This is a genomic window from Streptomyces sp. B8-7 (assembly GCF_058833805.1).
Map to the genome: position 1 here is coordinate 797909 of NZ_JBYRRL010000004.1, position 14210 is coordinate 812118.

General features: G+C 74.3%; 12 protein-coding genes and 1 tRNA gene. 6 read left to right on the top strand and 7 right to left on the bottom strand.

The window, feature by feature from the left end:
- Positions 1-234 precede the first annotated feature (234 nt).
- Positions 235-1065 carry a hypothetical protein gene (locus AC5K6T_RS23470; protein ID WP_493211922.1) on the bottom strand — a complete coding sequence of 277 codons (831 nt, stop codon included), beginning with the start codon at positions 1063-1065 and terminating at the stop codon, positions 235-237.
- Positions 1066-1745: 680 nt separating this feature from the next.
- On the opposite strand from AC5K6T_RS23470, the gene AC5K6T_RS23475 reads away from it, so the two are divergent.
- Complete coding sequence (locus tag AC5K6T_RS23475; protein WP_493211923.1) at positions 1746-2192, top strand: ATP-binding protein; 447 nt, start codon at positions 1746-1748, stop codon at positions 2190-2192.
- 200 nt (positions 2193-2392) lie between these two features.
- Here the strand turns inward: AC5K6T_RS23475 and AC5K6T_RS23480 are convergent, their stop codons facing one another.
- Both AC5K6T_RS23480 and AC5K6T_RS23485 read right to left on the bottom strand, forming a co-directional pair.
- Positions 2393-3862, bottom strand: a complete 1470-nt coding sequence (locus AC5K6T_RS23480) for an aminopeptidase P family protein (RefSeq protein WP_493211925.1) — start codon at positions 3860-3862, stop codon at positions 2393-2395.
- A 313-nt stretch (positions 3863-4175) separates the two neighbouring features.
- Positions 4176-5693, bottom strand: coding sequence for a PP2C family protein-serine/threonine phosphatase (locus AC5K6T_RS23485; RefSeq protein ID WP_493212199.1), 1518 nt, complete (start codon positions 5691-5693; stop codon positions 4176-4178).
- A gap of 627 nt (positions 5694-6320) precedes the next feature.
- Here AC5K6T_RS23485 and AC5K6T_RS23490 point away from each other — a divergent pair.
- Together AC5K6T_RS23490 and AC5K6T_RS23495 are read left to right on the top strand one after the other, a co-directional pair.
- Positions 6321-6986, top strand: coding sequence for a bifunctional DNA primase/polymerase (locus AC5K6T_RS23490; protein ID WP_493211927.1), 666 nt, complete (start codon positions 6321-6323; stop codon positions 6984-6986).
- A gap of 56 nt (positions 6987-7042) precedes the next feature.
- On the top strand, positions 7043-7846 hold the full coding sequence (locus tag AC5K6T_RS23495; protein WP_493211928.1) for a hypothetical protein: 804 nt from the start codon (positions 7043-7045) through the stop codon (positions 7844-7846).
- A 303-nt stretch (positions 7847-8149) separates the two neighbouring features.
- Here the strand turns inward: AC5K6T_RS23495 and AC5K6T_RS23500 are convergent, their stop codons facing one another.
- The 3 genes from AC5K6T_RS23500 to AC5K6T_RS23510 all read right to left on the bottom strand — a co-directional run bounded on the left by AC5K6T_RS23500 (position 8150) and on the right by AC5K6T_RS23510 (position 10967).
- Positions 8150-9115 (bottom strand): DUF5926 family protein, encoded by a 966-nt coding sequence (locus AC5K6T_RS23500; RefSeq protein ID WP_493211929.1) that lies wholly within the window; start codon positions 9113-9115, stop codon positions 8150-8152.
- A gap of 263 nt (positions 9116-9378) precedes the next feature.
- Positions 9379-10017, bottom strand: a complete 639-nt coding sequence (locus tag AC5K6T_RS23505; protein WP_493211930.1) for an ATP-binding protein — start codon at positions 10015-10017, stop codon at positions 9379-9381.
- A gap of 137 nt (positions 10018-10154) precedes the next feature.
- Positions 10155-10967: a glycerophosphodiester phosphodiesterase gene (locus AC5K6T_RS23510; RefSeq protein WP_493211931.1), complete on the bottom strand. Its 813-nt coding sequence runs from the start codon at positions 10965-10967 to the stop codon at positions 10155-10157.
- Positions 10968-11200: 233 nt separating this feature from the next.
- Between AC5K6T_RS23510 and AC5K6T_RS23515 the strand changes: the two genes are divergently transcribed.
- Both AC5K6T_RS23515 and AC5K6T_RS23520 read left to right on the top strand, forming a co-directional pair.
- Entirely contained in the window at positions 11201-12775 is a 1575-nt protein-coding gene (locus AC5K6T_RS23515; RefSeq protein WP_493211933.1) for a S1C family serine protease, read from the top strand.
- A gap of 68 nt (positions 12776-12843) precedes the next feature.
- Positions 12844-12930, top strand: a tRNA-Ser gene (locus AC5K6T_RS23520).
- 158 nt (positions 12931-13088) lie between these two features.
- On the opposite strand, the gene AC5K6T_RS23525 is transcribed toward AC5K6T_RS23520, so the two are convergent.
- Positions 13089-13844, bottom strand: a complete 756-nt coding sequence (locus tag AC5K6T_RS23525) for a GntR family transcriptional regulator (protein WP_493211934.1) — start codon at positions 13842-13844, stop codon at positions 13089-13091.
- 78 nt (positions 13845-13922) lie between these two features.
- Here AC5K6T_RS23525 and AC5K6T_RS23530 point away from each other — a divergent pair, with 78 nt between their 5' ends.
- On the top strand, positions 13923-14204 hold the full coding sequence (locus AC5K6T_RS23530; RefSeq protein ID WP_493211935.1) for a hypothetical protein: 282 nt from the start codon (positions 13923-13925) through the stop codon (positions 14202-14204).
- Positions 14205-14210 lie beyond the last annotated feature (6 nt).

A 14210-nucleotide genomic window follows, 5' to 3' on the forward strand; every position in this document is an offset into this window, starting at 1 on the left:
TCGGGACGGTCCCGGCGGGTTGCGGTGGCGGACGGGAGGCGCGCCGGTGCCCGGGCGGCGTACGCCCTCGGCGTGCCCGCGGCACGGGCCGCGGACAGCGGCCGGGCCGGCTCCGGCCGGAAGCACCGGCGGGAGGAGTGGCGGCGGAGGACGAGAGCGCGGTGCACGCGCGCGTGCCGCGGAACGGCGACCGTCACCGGGCCCCGGGGGATCCCGGGTGCGGGGGCCGGCGCGTCAGGCGGCGAGGCGGTGCGCGGCCGCCGGGGGCCCGCGCCGGATCACCGAGTGCTGAAGTGCGGCGGTACGCGGTCCGGGCGGGGTGAGCAGCGCCGCGCGGGACGTCCGCGGACGCACCTCCGGGGTGTTGCCGAGCCCCGAGTACAGGGTGCGCACCAGCGCGAGAGCCCCGCGCAGGGAACGCATCAGCGCTCCCTCGGCGACGCCGTGCGCCGACAGCCGGACCAGCCGCAGCAGGGCCAGGTCGCCGTGGCGCAGCAACCAGCCGGCGGCGAGCGCCGCGAGGACGTGGCCGAGCAGCATCGGCAGCGACGGCAGCAGCAGGGCCGGCGAGGACGGCAGGAGACCGCCCGGACCGGCCAGGGTGCCCGCCGGGCCGTGCGCGGGGAGCGAGCCGGTGCCCGAACCGCCGGCGGGCAGCAGCCGGGCGTCGCTGAGGATCCGGTGTGCCTGCGCCGGACTGAGGGCCGCGGCGGTCGTCCCGCACAGCAGCCGTGCGGCGCGTGCCACCACGGCCGCGTCACCCGTGCCCTGTGTCACGACCGTGGTGCCGTGCTGCCCCAGCCCGAACAGGGTGTGCAGCACCGCCTGCCCGGCCGCCAGCAGGGCGACGATGCCCGGCAGCGAGCGTTCCCGTCCGGCGAGCGGGGCCGTCGCCGCGAGGACGGCCAGGAACCCGGCGCCGAGTGCCCAGAACGGCACCGCGGCACAGGAGGCCACGGCGTGCCCGGCCCCGGACAGCACGACGCAGACCGCGGCGAACACCGCGGCCCGCAGCATCCGGAGCCGGGCTCCGGACGACGTCGTGCAGGAGTGGGGGGCAGACATGGCGGCCTTATCATCGCACCGGCCCCACGCCTGTCGTACGGCAGGTCCGCAAGATGGCGTACGGACCGGAACGAGCCGTACCGCCCGGAGTGACCTCCTACGGGCGCATCCGCGCCCTGCGGCCCGATCGGCACCACTTCGCGCGGCGGGCCCGGTTGACCGCGCGGGCACGGCGCAGGCCGGCACACCCCCCGGCACGCCCGGCACCCTGGCCCGCCCGACACCCCCGGCACCCCCCGGCACGCCCCGGCACACCTCCCCGGCCACTCCGGCCGGCCACCTCGTCCGGTCACTCCGGTCGTTCACCTCGCCCGGCCACTCCACTCGTTCGCCTCGCCGGGTCGCCCCGTCCGGTCACTCCGGCCGGTCACTCCGTCCGGTCACCTCGCCCGGTCGCCCCGTCCGGCCACCTCGTCCGGTCGCTCCGGTCGTTCGCCTCGCCCGGTCACTCCACTCGTTCGCCTCGCCGGGTCGCCCCGCGGCAGGCCCCTGCGGGCGCCCCGCGGCGGACCGTGCGCTTCCGGTGCGGGAACCGCTGCCGCGCATCCCGTCCCACATACACCGAGTGGCACGCCCGACGCATCCCCCATATGGGCGGCATCACGCTGATTGAACGCTTACGTTCGGGAACCCGTGGCAATACGTATCGATACGTCGAGCCGTGGCCGGGAGGCTGGAGCATGAGCATCTGGTGGTCACTCCATCTGCGGCGTGAGGCCGCGAGCGTGCCGCTCGCGCGGCGCCTGCTGATCGGCACGATGGAGACCGCAGGCGTGGACCCGGACATCTCCTTCGACCTGTCCGTCGCTCTCACCGAAGCCTGCGCCAACGCCGTCGAGCACGGCGGGCTGCTGCCCGAGGGCACGTCCTCGGAGGCGTACAGCGTGACCGCCTACCTCGACGGCGAGATGTGCCGGATCGAGGTCGCCGACTCGGGACCGGGCTTCACCCCGGCCCCGGCCGTCCGCAGCATCCGCCCCGACGCCGAGCACGGCCGCGGGCTCTGCCTCATCCAGGAGCTCGCCGACCACGTCCACATCGGCAGGGAGCCCGTTCGCGGGGGCACGGTCGTGAGCTTCCACAAGCTGCTCAAATGGCGCGACGACGCCCCTTTGATGACGGCCTGAGCCGGCGGCCCGCAGCACGGCGACGCCCGCCGCCCCGGGACAGGGCGGCGGACGTCGGACGGGCGCCGGACGGGCGCCGGACGGGCGCCGGACGGGGCGCCGAGGCCTCGGGCGCGTGCCGGGCGGACGGTCCGCGGGGTCCGCGCGGACGGGACTCAGGCCTTCGGGGCACAGGCCTTCGGGACTCAGGCCTTCGGGACTCAGGCCTGGCCGGCCTTCAGGTCCGCCATCCAGGACTCGACCTCGTCGGAGCGGCGCGGCAGTCCGGCGGAGAGGTTGCGGTTGCCGTCCTCGGTCACCAGGATGTCGTCCTCGATGCGCACGCCGATCCCCCGGTACTCCTCGGGCACCGTCAGGTCGTCGGCCTGGAAGTACAGGCCGGGCTCCACCGTCAGGCACATGCCCGGCTCCAGGACGCCGTCGACGTAGGTCTCGGTGCGGGCGGCCGCGCAGTCGTGCACGTCCATGCCGAGCATGTGCCCGGTGCCGTGCAGCGTCCAGCGCCGCTGGAGACCCAGCTCCAGCACCCGCTCGACCGGGCCCTCGACGAGCCCCCACTCCACCAGCCGCTCGGTCAGCACCCGCTGGGCCGCGTCGTGGAAGTCCCGGTACTTCGCCCCGGGGCGTACGGCCGCGATGCCCGCCTCCTGGGCGTCGTACACGGCGTCGTAGATCTTCCGCTGGATCTCCGAGTAGCGGCCGTCGACCGGCAGCGTCCGCGTGACGTCGGCGGTGTAGTAGGTGTGCGTCTCGACGCCCGCGTCCAGCAGCAGCAGGTCGCCGGAGCGCACCGGGCCGTCGTTGCGCACCCAGTGCAGTGTGCAGGCGTGCGGGCCGGAGGCGCAGATGGAGCCGTAGCCGACGTCGTTGCCCTCCACGCGCGCGCGGAGGAAGAACGTGCCCTCGATGTACCGTTCGGACGTCGCCTCGGCCTTGTCGAGCACGCGCACCACGTCCTCGAAGCCGCGCACGGTCGAGTCGACGGCCTTCTGCAGCTCGGCGACCTCGAACTCGTCCTTGACCAGCCGGGCCTCGGACAGGAAGACCCGCAGTTCCTCGTCGCGCTCGGCGGTGACCTTGTCGGTCAGGGCCGCCTCGATGCCGGCGTCGTGGCCGCGCACCACGCGGACCGGGCCGGCCGCCTCGCGCAGCGCGCCGGGCAGCTCGCGCACGTCCGACGCGGGGATGCCGTACAGCTTCTCCGCCTCGGTCAGCGAGTGCCGTCGGCCGACCCACAGCTCGCCCTGCCCGGACAGCCAGAACTCGCCGTTCTCGCGGTCGGAGCGCGGCAGCAGGTAGATCGTCGCGGTGTGGCCGTCACCGGACGGCTCCAGGACCAGGACGCCGTCCTCGGTCTGGTTGCCGGTGAGGTACGCGTACTCCACGGACGCGCGGAAGGGGTACTCGGTGTCGTTCGACCGGGTCTTGAGGTTGCCCGCGGGGACCACCAGGCGCTCGCCGGGGAAGCGCGCCGACAGCGCGGCCCGGCGCTCGGCGGTCCGGCCGGCCTGCGGGATCGGCTGCAGGTCGTGCAGCTCGGTGTCCGCCCAGCCGGACTGCATGTTCTCGGCCAGCTCGTCGGACACGCCCGGGTACAGGCCGTTCTTGCGCTGCTTGATCGGCTCTTCGGTCTCTTCCGGGGTCTCCGGGAGATCTTCGGCCACGGTCATCCTCCTCGATACGGCGCTGGACCTCCTCCATCGTACGGTCGTACGGCCCGGGGCCCAGGGCCGTGAGCCCCGTCACGCACCGGCTCGGGGAGGTCACGGGCAGGAGCCGCACCAGGGGTCCGGCACGGCCCCGGCCGGCCGGCGGGAACCCGGCCGGGGTCCGGCCGCGGGGCCCCCGGGTGCGGGCGGAGGGCGTGGGCCCGGGGGTCCCGCGGCGGCCGGCCGTCCTCACTCGAAGCCGGCCCTCACTCGAAGCGGGCCCTCACTCGAAGCGGGCCCTCACTCGAAGCGGGCCCTCACTCGAAGCGGGCCCTCACTCGAAGCGGGCCGCGAGCAGCACCACGTCCTCCGTGCTGTCGGCCGTGTCCGCCCCGTCGGGCAGCATCGCGCGCAGCACGTGGTCGGCGACCGCGTCGGGGTCCCGGCGCAGCGCCCGGGGCACCCCGCCGGCGGCCGCGTGCAGCCGGGCGAAGGCGCGGTCGACGGGGTCGCCGGTACGGTGCAGCAGCCCGTCGGTGTAGAGAAGAACCGTCTCTCCTGCTTCGGCGTCGATCTCCACGCTGGGCGCCTCCCAGCAGGCGAGCATGCCCAGCGGGGCCGACACCGAGGTCTCCGCGAACTCGGTGCGCCGCTCGCCGGTCACCAGCGGCGGGCAGTGCCCGGCCCCGGCGAGGGTGAGCTTGCGCGCGGCCGGCTCGCAGTAGGCGAACAGGGCGGTGGCCGAGCGCGCGGGCTCGGTCAGCCTCAGCAGCAGCTCCAGGTCGGACAGCACGGCGACCGGGTCCTCGCCCTCCATCACCGCGTACGCGCGCAGGGACGCCCGCAGCCGGCCCATCGCGGCGACCGCGCTCGGCCCCGACCCGGTGACCGAGCCGACGGCCAGGCCGAGCGCCGCGTCGGGCAGCGGCAGCGCGTCGTACCAGTCGCCGCCGCCCTGCGCCGAGGTGCGGTGCCGGGCGGCGAGCTGGACCCCGGCGACCCGGGGCAGCCGGGACGGCAGCAGCTCCTCCGACATGGTCGCCATGCACGCGCGGGTGCGCTCGACCTCCAGCAGCCGGGCGAGGTGCTCGGTGGCGTAGCGGGCGTAGAGCCCGGCCAGGTGGCGCTGGCGCTCCAGCGGCTCGGCGGGCTCGTCGTACAGCCACACCGCCGCGCCGAGGCGGCCGGCGGGCTCGGTGGACAGCGGGAGGGCGTAGCTGGCGGCGAAACCGAGGCGGGCGGCCACCTCGCGGTGACGGGGGTCGAGGGCGTCCTCACCGAGCAGGTCGGACCGTACGATCTCGGCCACGCCGCCGGGCAGTCCGGCCGGGGTGTCGAGGAGTTCGCCGTACGGCAGCGAGCCGCGCGGCACGGTCTCGATATGGCCGAGATCCGCGGGTCCGAGGCCCAGGCCGAGGGTGGTGCGGGGGCCGAGGCCGTCGCCGGGTTCCAGCACGACGAGACCGCGCCGGGCACCCACGAGGGCGGCTCCGGCGCGCAGCAGTTCCTGCAGGGCGTCGGTCAGTGTGTCCGTGCGGACCAGGCGTTCGGTGAGTTCGTGGAGGGTGGTGAGGTCCGAGACCCAGCCGGCGAGGCGGTCCTGGAGCAGGGCTCCGGCGCCCGTGGAGGCCGGGGGGACGTCCGGTGCGGCGGTCTGCGCGGGCGCGCCAGTGTGTGCGGGTGCGGGAACCGTTGAATCGATTCCGGCCACTTTAGGAGGGTGCGGGGCGCTCACGGTGTCCGGCTTTCCGACCGGTGCGTTTTGCTCAAAAGCATGGAAAACCCCCAGGTCATTCTGCGCCGCTAGCAGTGTCTCCACATGTACACGCACTCGTGAGGGGATGTCCAGCATTGTCCTGCTGGGATTCCTGGTGTCCATGAGGCTTTCGGGAGAGGTGGCCGCTCCTCTTGCGGAAAGGCAAAGTTGGCTTAAAACTGACTCGGGCGACGTCTTGTTGAGGTCGACTGGGCTTGCTCGCAGGAGCGTCACACCGGTCGTGATGGGTACGTACTCGGAGAAGGCCAGGGGTGGTTGGGGGCCACCCGGAACCTGGCGACGGACCCGAGCGTCATAGCCACCGACGACCGTGCCCCATCCTCCCGTGGCGGAGGCGGAGAAACACGAGGGACCGGCAAAACGCCAGACTTCGCCACCCCACGCCATGCCCGTGCTTCTGGTAGACGAGTACGGACGCAGACGAGTACGGACAGAACGGTCGGCCCCGGCCGCGACGGCGGGCGTTCCGGCCGTCGCCCCGGCCGGGTCCGGCCCGGGAACGGGTCGGTCCGGGTCCCGCCGGAACCGGCCCGGACCGAGGCCCGGCCGTACCCCGGCCCGCAGGGGAACCTCGCGTTTTCGCAGGGGTGTGATGCGCCAGCAGGTACGCACAGTGCAGTGAACGACACACGGTGTTCATCGAGACGCGGTGTATGTGGCCCACGGTGTTGCCAGGCGTGCAACGGAAAGGAACGAGCGCTCATGCGCGAGATCCTCGGAAGGCGACGCAGGCTCCTGTCCCGGCGTGCCGGCGGGAGCCCTGAGCTGATCGGCGCGGCCCTGACGTTCGCCACCCAATGGCAGTGGCCGGTTCTGCCCGGCGCGGCGGCCGACCCGCAGGCCCGCTCCCGCTGCGGCTGCCCCGACCCCGAGTGCACGGTGCCCGGCGCCCACCCCTTCGACCCCGGCCTGCTCGCCGCCACCACCGACGAACGCATGGTCCGCTGGTGGTGGGCCAACCGGCCGTCCGCCCCGGTCGTCCTGGCCACCGGCGGGCCGGCGCCCTGCGCGGTGAGCCTGCCCGCCCCGGCCGCCGCCCGCGCTCTCGACGCCCTGGACCGCACCGGCATGCGCCTCGGCCCGGTGGTCGCCTCGCCCACCCGCTGGGCGATCCTCGTACGGCCTTACACCATGGAGCAGTTGGGCGAGCTGCTGTACGCCAAGGACTTCGTCCCCGGCTCGCTGCGCTTCCACAGCGAGGGCGGCTACCTCGCCCTGCCGCCGTCCACCACCGGCCAGGGCGACATCCGCTGGGAGCGCGCTCCGCTGCCCGGGTCCGCCTCGCCGTGGGTGCCCGACGTGGAGGCCGTGGTCGACGCGGTCGTCGACGCCCTCACTCGTACGGGTGTGAGCGCGCCCGAGTTGTAGGGGTGTCGGGCGCGGGCGCAGCCGGGCGTCCGTTCGCGCTGGTTATCGTCCCTGCCATGAACCTTCGCCTGCTCGCCCTCACGGGCGTCGCGGCGGGCGCGATCGCGCTGCCGCTGGCCGTGGCGTCCGCGGGCCCGGCGGGCGACGGCGAGCGGACGACCGTACGGCTGCCCGCGCGCGCCCCGAGGGCCACGTCCCGCCCGGAGACCGAGCGCCCGGACACCGAGCGCCCGGACACCGAGCGCCCGGACGCCGACGCGAAGGGGCCGGCGGCCGCGTCCTTCCCCGGCCACGCCCGGACGACGGGACCTGCGGGGCGGTCGAGGCCGCAGCGGTCGGGTCAGGTGCCGGTTCCGTCGCTGCCGGGCCGTCCGGGGGCCGGCGCGGCCGCCCGCTGCGGGCCCGAACTCACCGCGCCCGAGGGCGTGGAGGCGCAGACCTGTGTGCTGGCCCGGGGGGAGGAGGTCTGGGCGCGGACCTACTACCGCAACGCGACGGGCCGGGCGCTCCAGGCCGTACTGAGTCTGATGGGGCCGAAGGGCCGCACGGTGCGGATGCGCTGCGCGGTGAGTGCCGGGGACGAGCCGGCGTCCTGCGACACGCCCCGCGACCGGGACGCCCGGGGCGGCCGGGGCGAGGGGAGCGAGGGGAACGGCCGGAACGATCGCATCGAGGGGAACGGCCGGACAGACCGGAGCGACGGGGGCGGCGGGGCCGACGGGGGCGGGTGGGGCCGTTCCCCGCAGGACCGGGGCGAGCCGGGTTCTGCCGGACCGGACCGGTACACCGCCGTCGCGGAGTTCGCGGGGACCGGGACGGACGCGCCGCTGCTGCTGCGGACGGGCAGCGACCCCCGCTGACCGGCCCGCCGGGCCCGGCTCGAACAGCCTCCGGGCGCACCTTGTCGAGCCGCGCCCGCGGTGCGCGCCCGGGGCCCGGGACAGAGAGACCCGGTTGCTGGCGACGGGGGATGCACCAGCAACCGGGCTACTGGAACGGTAACAAGAGATCGGCTGTTCGCAAATTCGATCCCGGTTTTCCGTCGGCTATTCGGACAACCGATCAGGCCTGCGCCGCAGGGGAGTTGACGCTGCCGGCGGCCGCGCGGGGGCGGTCCGGGCGACGGACCGACCGGTCAGCCACCCGGATGCGCGGACGCGGCATCAGCTCAGTGTGACCTGTCGGTTGGTGAGCCCGCCGCGGGCCCGGCGCTCCTCCGGGGTGAGCGGCGTGTCCAGGGCGAGGGCGGCGGCGAGGCGCTCGGCGAACCCCGCGGCCGGCTTCTCGATGTCGTCCGCGCCGATCTCGCTCGGCAGGTCCCACACCGGCACCGTGAGCCCGTGAGCACGGAAGGAGCCCACCAGCCGGGTGCCCTCGCCCAGGCCGGAGCCGCCGGCCGCGTGCAGCCGGGCCAGGGCGTCCAGAAGCCGCTCCTCCGGATGCGGCATGACCCACCGCAGGTGGTTCTTCTCCGGGGTCCGGCACCAGTAGGCGGCGTCCACGCCGGTCAGCTTCACGGTCGGGATGGCGGCGGCGTTGGCCCGCTCCAGGGAGGCGGCCACGTCCGGGGTGGCGTTCTCCGCGTCCGGCACCCAGAACTCGAACCCGCTGTGCACGACCGGCTCGAAAGCGCCCTCCGCGTCGAGCAGGTCCTGCAGCCGCGGCCCGTCGGCGGGTGCCCGGCGGCCCTGCACCGGGTTGCCGGGCTCCGTCTCGAGCGCCCGCTGCAGGGTGTCGGCCAGGTCGCGGCTGAGGTCGCCGGACGCCGTGTCGTTCTGCAGGGCGAGCAGCACCGAGCCGTCCTCGCGGCGCAGCGCGGGCCACGCCATCGGCAGCACCGTGGCGAGACCGACCGAGGGGACGCCTTCGGGCAGGCCCTCCTTGAGCGGCAGCTCGACCGTGGCGGCCGGCACCAGTTCGCGCAGCGCCACCCAGTCGCACTCGCCCGGCAGGCCCTCGAACGGGCGCTGCACCAGCTCGGTCGCGGCGTGCGCGGCGGCCCGGCCGTGGCACGCCTTGTAGCGGCGGCCACTGCCGCACGGGCAGGGCTCGCGGGCACCGACGACCGGGATCTCCCCGTCGGTGATCTGAGGCTGCGCGGCCTTCGTCTGGGGGCGCTTCTTGGCCATCGTGAGGTCTCCCGGTTACGGCTCTTGTCGTACGGGCGGGAGCCTAGCCGCTCACGCCGACGGCGACGGGACCCTGTGGACGACGGGAGCGTTGTGCACGGCCCCGTCACCCCACCCGGTCGTCCCGGAGGCGGCCGGACCCTGAGGCGACCACGGCTCGCTCCGGCGGGGCCGGCCGGTCGGCCCGGCGGGGCCGGCAGGTGGGCCCGGCCCGGCCCACCGGTCCGGTCGGGCCGGTCGGTCAGGTGGCTCCGCCGGTCCGGTCAGTCGAGATCGTCGAAGGCGTCCGCGAAGTCCAGGTCGGTGATGACCGGGACGGACGGAGCGATGACGCGCGTAGCGAAGTCGTCGCGGCGCCGCCCGGCATCGGGATCGTGCACGTCGTCGTGGACCACCACCCATACGGTGACCTCGCCGCGGGCGTCGTCCCGCACCCCCCAGTCGTCGGCGAGCGCGGTGATGATGTTCAGCCCGCGGCCGCCGTGCGCCGTGACGGAGGGGGTCGCCGGAGCGGGGCGGGTGGGACCGCCGCCGTCGGTGACCTCCACCAGGAGCCGGCCGTCCGCGTCGACCCGCCAGGCGGCCCGTACGTCGCCGTCCCCGGCCAGGGCGCCGTCGAGCGGCCGCCCGTGTTTGCACGCGTTGCTCAGCAGTTCGGAAAGGATCAGTACGGCGTCGTCGATGACCGTCTCCGCGACCCCGCCCGTGCGCAGCTGGGCACGCATCCGGTGCCGTGCCTCGCCCACGCCCGCAGGGCCATGGGGCACGGCCATGCTCGACGACGTGGGCACCTCCTGTGCCACCACCAACGCCACCCCCGAGACCTCCTTCGCCCCACGCCACGGTGTGGATGCCCCATTGGCCTGTACCGGAAACCGGCCAGGCACGTTCCGGTGACGCATTCGGCACGACCGGACACGCGGCGAACGCGCCGGTGCACACCCCGTGATCATCGCGGGGGCGCACCGCGGGGCCGCGCAGAGGAGGCCGCGCCGAGGGCCTGCCGCGGTGGTGCCCCGGCCCGGTTCAGCGGTCCGGTTCAGCGGCCGAGCTGGTCCGCGACGGCGCGCGGTCGGTTGGTGATGATGGCGTCGATGCCCAGTTCGAGGCAGAGGTCGACGTCCTCGGGCTCGTTCACGGTCCACACGTGCACCTGGTGGCCGGCCTGCTTGAGCCGCTCCACGTAGCCGGGGTGGTTGCGCACGATCCGGATCGAGGGCCCGGCGATCCGCACCCCGGCGGGCAGCCGTCCGTCGCGCAGCCGGGGCGAGAGGAACTGCACGAGGTACACCGTCGGCAGGGTCGGTGCCGCGGCCCGCACGCGGTGCAGGGAACGGGCCGAGAAGCTCATGACGCGGACCTGGGAGTCCTCGGGCGAGGCCGGGGCGTCCAGGCCGAACCGCTTCAGCAGGTGCAGCAGGCGTTCCTCGACCTGGCCCGCCCAGCGCGTGGGGTGCTTGGTCTCGACGGCCAGTTCGACGCGGCGCCCGGCGTCGGCGACCAGCTCCAGCAGGCGTTCCAGGGTGAGGACGGAGGTCTCGGCCGGGTCCTCGGGCCGGGACTCCCAGTCGGGCTCCTCCTGGCCGCCCCGCTTCCAGGAGCCGAAGTCGAGCGCGGCGAGTTCGGAGAGCTCCAGGGCGGACACGGCGCCGCGGCCGTTGGACGTACGGTTGACGCGACGGTCGTGCACGCACACGAGGTGCCCGTCCGCGGTCAGCCTCACGTCGCACTCCAGCGCGTCGGCGCCGTCCTCGATCGCCTTCCTGTAGGCGGCCAGGGTGTGCTCCGGGGCATCCTCGGAGGCGCCGCGGTGGGCGACGATCTGGGTGTGGTGCTGTCGTGCGTGGGTCACCGCGTCATGGTGCCACCGTCCGGGGGTGGGCGAGACGTCCGAGTGGCGTCGGTCCGGCCTCCGCAACGTGGCCGTTAAGTGAAAAAGGTCCTATATAAAGGATGCCCCTATAAAGGATGCCCCCGGACGCACAGGCACGGCTTATGGTGCTCTGACGGCCCGTGGGAAAAGCTGACGGCATACAAACAACTAAGCTGCGCGGCGACCACAGCCGTGGAACGAGGAGAGAAGCTGTGAGCACCGAGAACGAGGGCACCGCGGTTCCCCCGGCCCCGTCCGCACCTCCCGTGCCGGTGGACACGCCCGCGTCCTCCCCGCAGGCGCCGGAGGGCGCCGCCCCGATGCCCCCGCAGGCCCCGCACGGGGAGCCCGCCCCGGCACCGCACCAGCCCGCGGCCCACGACGCTCCGGCGCCGCAGCCGCGGGAGGGGTCGGACACCACCGCGGCATACCCCACCGCCGCGCATCCCACCGCGCACCCCAGCGCGCCGCAGCCCCCGCCGTACGCGGCCGCCCCGGCGCCGGACGCCTCGTACCCGCATCAGGCCGGCCCGGCCCCCGAGGGCGCGTGGCCGCCCCCGCCGCCGCCCGGCCCGCACGCCGCCGGGCCGGTCCCGGGGTACGGCGGCGGTGGCTCGGGCACCGTCTGGGGCGCCTCGTACCAGCCCGGCGCACCGAAGCCGGGCAGGCGCGGACGGGGCGGCCTGGTCGCGGCGGTGCTGGCGGCCGCGCTGGTCGCGGGCGGCGTCGGCGGCGGCCTCGGCTACGTCCTGGCGAAGAACGACGACAGCGCAAGCAGCTCCACCACCGTCTCCGCCGCCGACAGCGGCGGCGACCTCAAGCGCGACCCGGGCACGGTCGCGGGGGTGGCGCAGCGGGCGCTGCCCAGCACGGTCACCATCCAGGCCGAGTCGAGGAGCGGCGAGGGCGGCACCGGCACGGGCTTCGTGTTCGACACGGAGGGCCACATCGTCACCAACAACCACGTGGTGGCGGACGCCGTGGACGGCGGCCGGCTGTCGGCGACCTTCCCGGACGGCAAGAAGTACGACGCCGAGGTGGTGGGCCACGCCCAGGGCTACGACGTGGCCGTGATCAAGCTCAAGAACGCGCCGTCGGACCTGAAGCCGCTCACCCTCGGCAACTCCGACGACGTCGCGGTCGGCGACTCCACGATCGCCATCGGCGCCCCCTTCGGCCTCTCCAACACGGTCACCACCGGCATCATCAGCGCCAAGAACCGTCCGGTCGCCTCCAGCGACGGCTCCGGCAGCCAGGCCTCCTACATGAGCGCGCTGCAGACCGACGCCTCCATCAACCCGGGCAACTCCGGCGGCCCGCTGCTCGACGCCAAGGGCAACGTGATCGGCATCAACTCCGCGATCCAGTCCACGAGCAACGGCGGCTTCGGCGGCTCGGGCCAGTCCGGTTCGATCGGCCTGGGCTTCGCGATCCCGATCAACCAGGCCAAGTACGTCGCCCAGCAGCTGATCAAGACCGGCAAGCCCGTCTACGCCAAGATCGGCGCCTCGGTCTCCCTGGAGGACACCACCGACGGGGCGAAGATCACCGACACCGGCGCGGGCGGCTCCGCGGCCGTCGAGCCCGGCGGCCCCGCCGCCGAGGCCGGCCTCAAGCCCGGCGACGTGATCACCAAGCTCGACGACAGGGTCATCGACTCCGGCCCGACCCTCATCGGCGAGATCTGGACCCACCAGCCCGGCGACAAGGTCACCGTCACCTACGAGCGCGGCAGCCGCACCGACACCGTCGAACTGACCCTGGGCTCCCGCACCGGAGACAGCTGACCCCCGCCCCGCCCGGCCAACCCGTTACTCTTGTCCCCGCGCCGCCCGCCCGTCCGGGGGCGACGCGGGGAGGCGTGCCCGAGCGGCCGAAGGGAACGGTCTTGAAAACCGTCGTGGCAGCGATGTCACCGTGGGTTCAAATCCCACCGCCTCCGCTCGCTGAGCAGTAGGAACGGCCCCTGACCTGGGGAACTGGGTCGGGGGCCGTTGCCGTGTCCGGGGCGGCCGGGCGCCGTGGCTGCCCGGTGCTCCCCGGGGTTTCCCGCCCGATGGGGCACGCGAGGGGCACGGAAGGGGCACGCGCGAGGGCCTGTCAGCGGGTGACGGGAACCTCGTAGACGATCTCGCAGAGGGCGGCGGGGACGATGATGTCCGCGGTCTCCACGGGCCGCCCCTGGTCGCTGTAGTAGGTCCGCCGGATGTGCGTCACGAGCGCGGCCTTCTGGATGCCGAGCAACGACGCTTCCTCGGCGGTGGCTTGCCGCGGCTCGGGCTGCTCGACGGCATGGCTGACGGTGACGCCGATGACGGCCATCCGGTTCACGACACCTGCCCCGGAGTGGGGCCCGCCCTCGGGGAGGACGACGAGGGTGCCGGCGGTGAGGTCGTAGGGCTCCCAACTCGTGGACAGTTGGACGGGCTTGCCGTCGGCCAGGAACTCGTACGTGGTCCGGACGCACAGATCGCCTTCGCCGATGCCGAGTCGGACGGCGATCTCCGCCGGTGCCGGAACCTTGGCGTCGGTCCGACTCTCCCAACCGCCTTGCTTGTTGAGGGCCTTCATGTCCGCCCGGAACGGCGACCCGTCGGGCCGCTCACGCGCGGCTGACCGCACCATGCGCACCCGCTGCCGCGGCTCTGCGACATACGTCCCCGAACCGGCACGGCCTTCCAACACACCTTGGGAGATCAGGAGTTCCTGAGCGCGACGGACGACGTTGTCGCCGACGCCGTACTCCTGGCCGATCTGGGCGCGGGAGGGCAGCCGGTCGCCCGGCTCCCACACGTGCTCCGCGATCCGCCGCCGGAGTTCGTCGGCGATGCGGAGATAGGGCGGCTGCTCAGACATATGGAAAATCTAGTCCACTAGCCTTAATCTAGTTAACCAGCTTCACTTAAAGTGATCGCCGGTGGCGGAGGCTGCCCTGTGCCCGATTCGGAAGTCCGTGCGGCGGCTATCGCCGCCCGGCTGTCCGCCCTCGGGCTCACCGCGCGCGTGGAGGAACACCCCCGACACGCGACGGTCGAGGCGGACGTCCCGGCATCACTCACCGCCGAGTCCTGGCGTGAGGTCCTGGCCGCCGTGGCCGACGCCGACCGCTTCGGCCTCCTCGCCACGAGCCTGAACGACCGAACCCTCTGGGCGGTCGTCGCACACAAAACGGCCCCCACGGCGGGCGATGCCGGGGGACCGAGCCATCAGCGATAGGAGCTG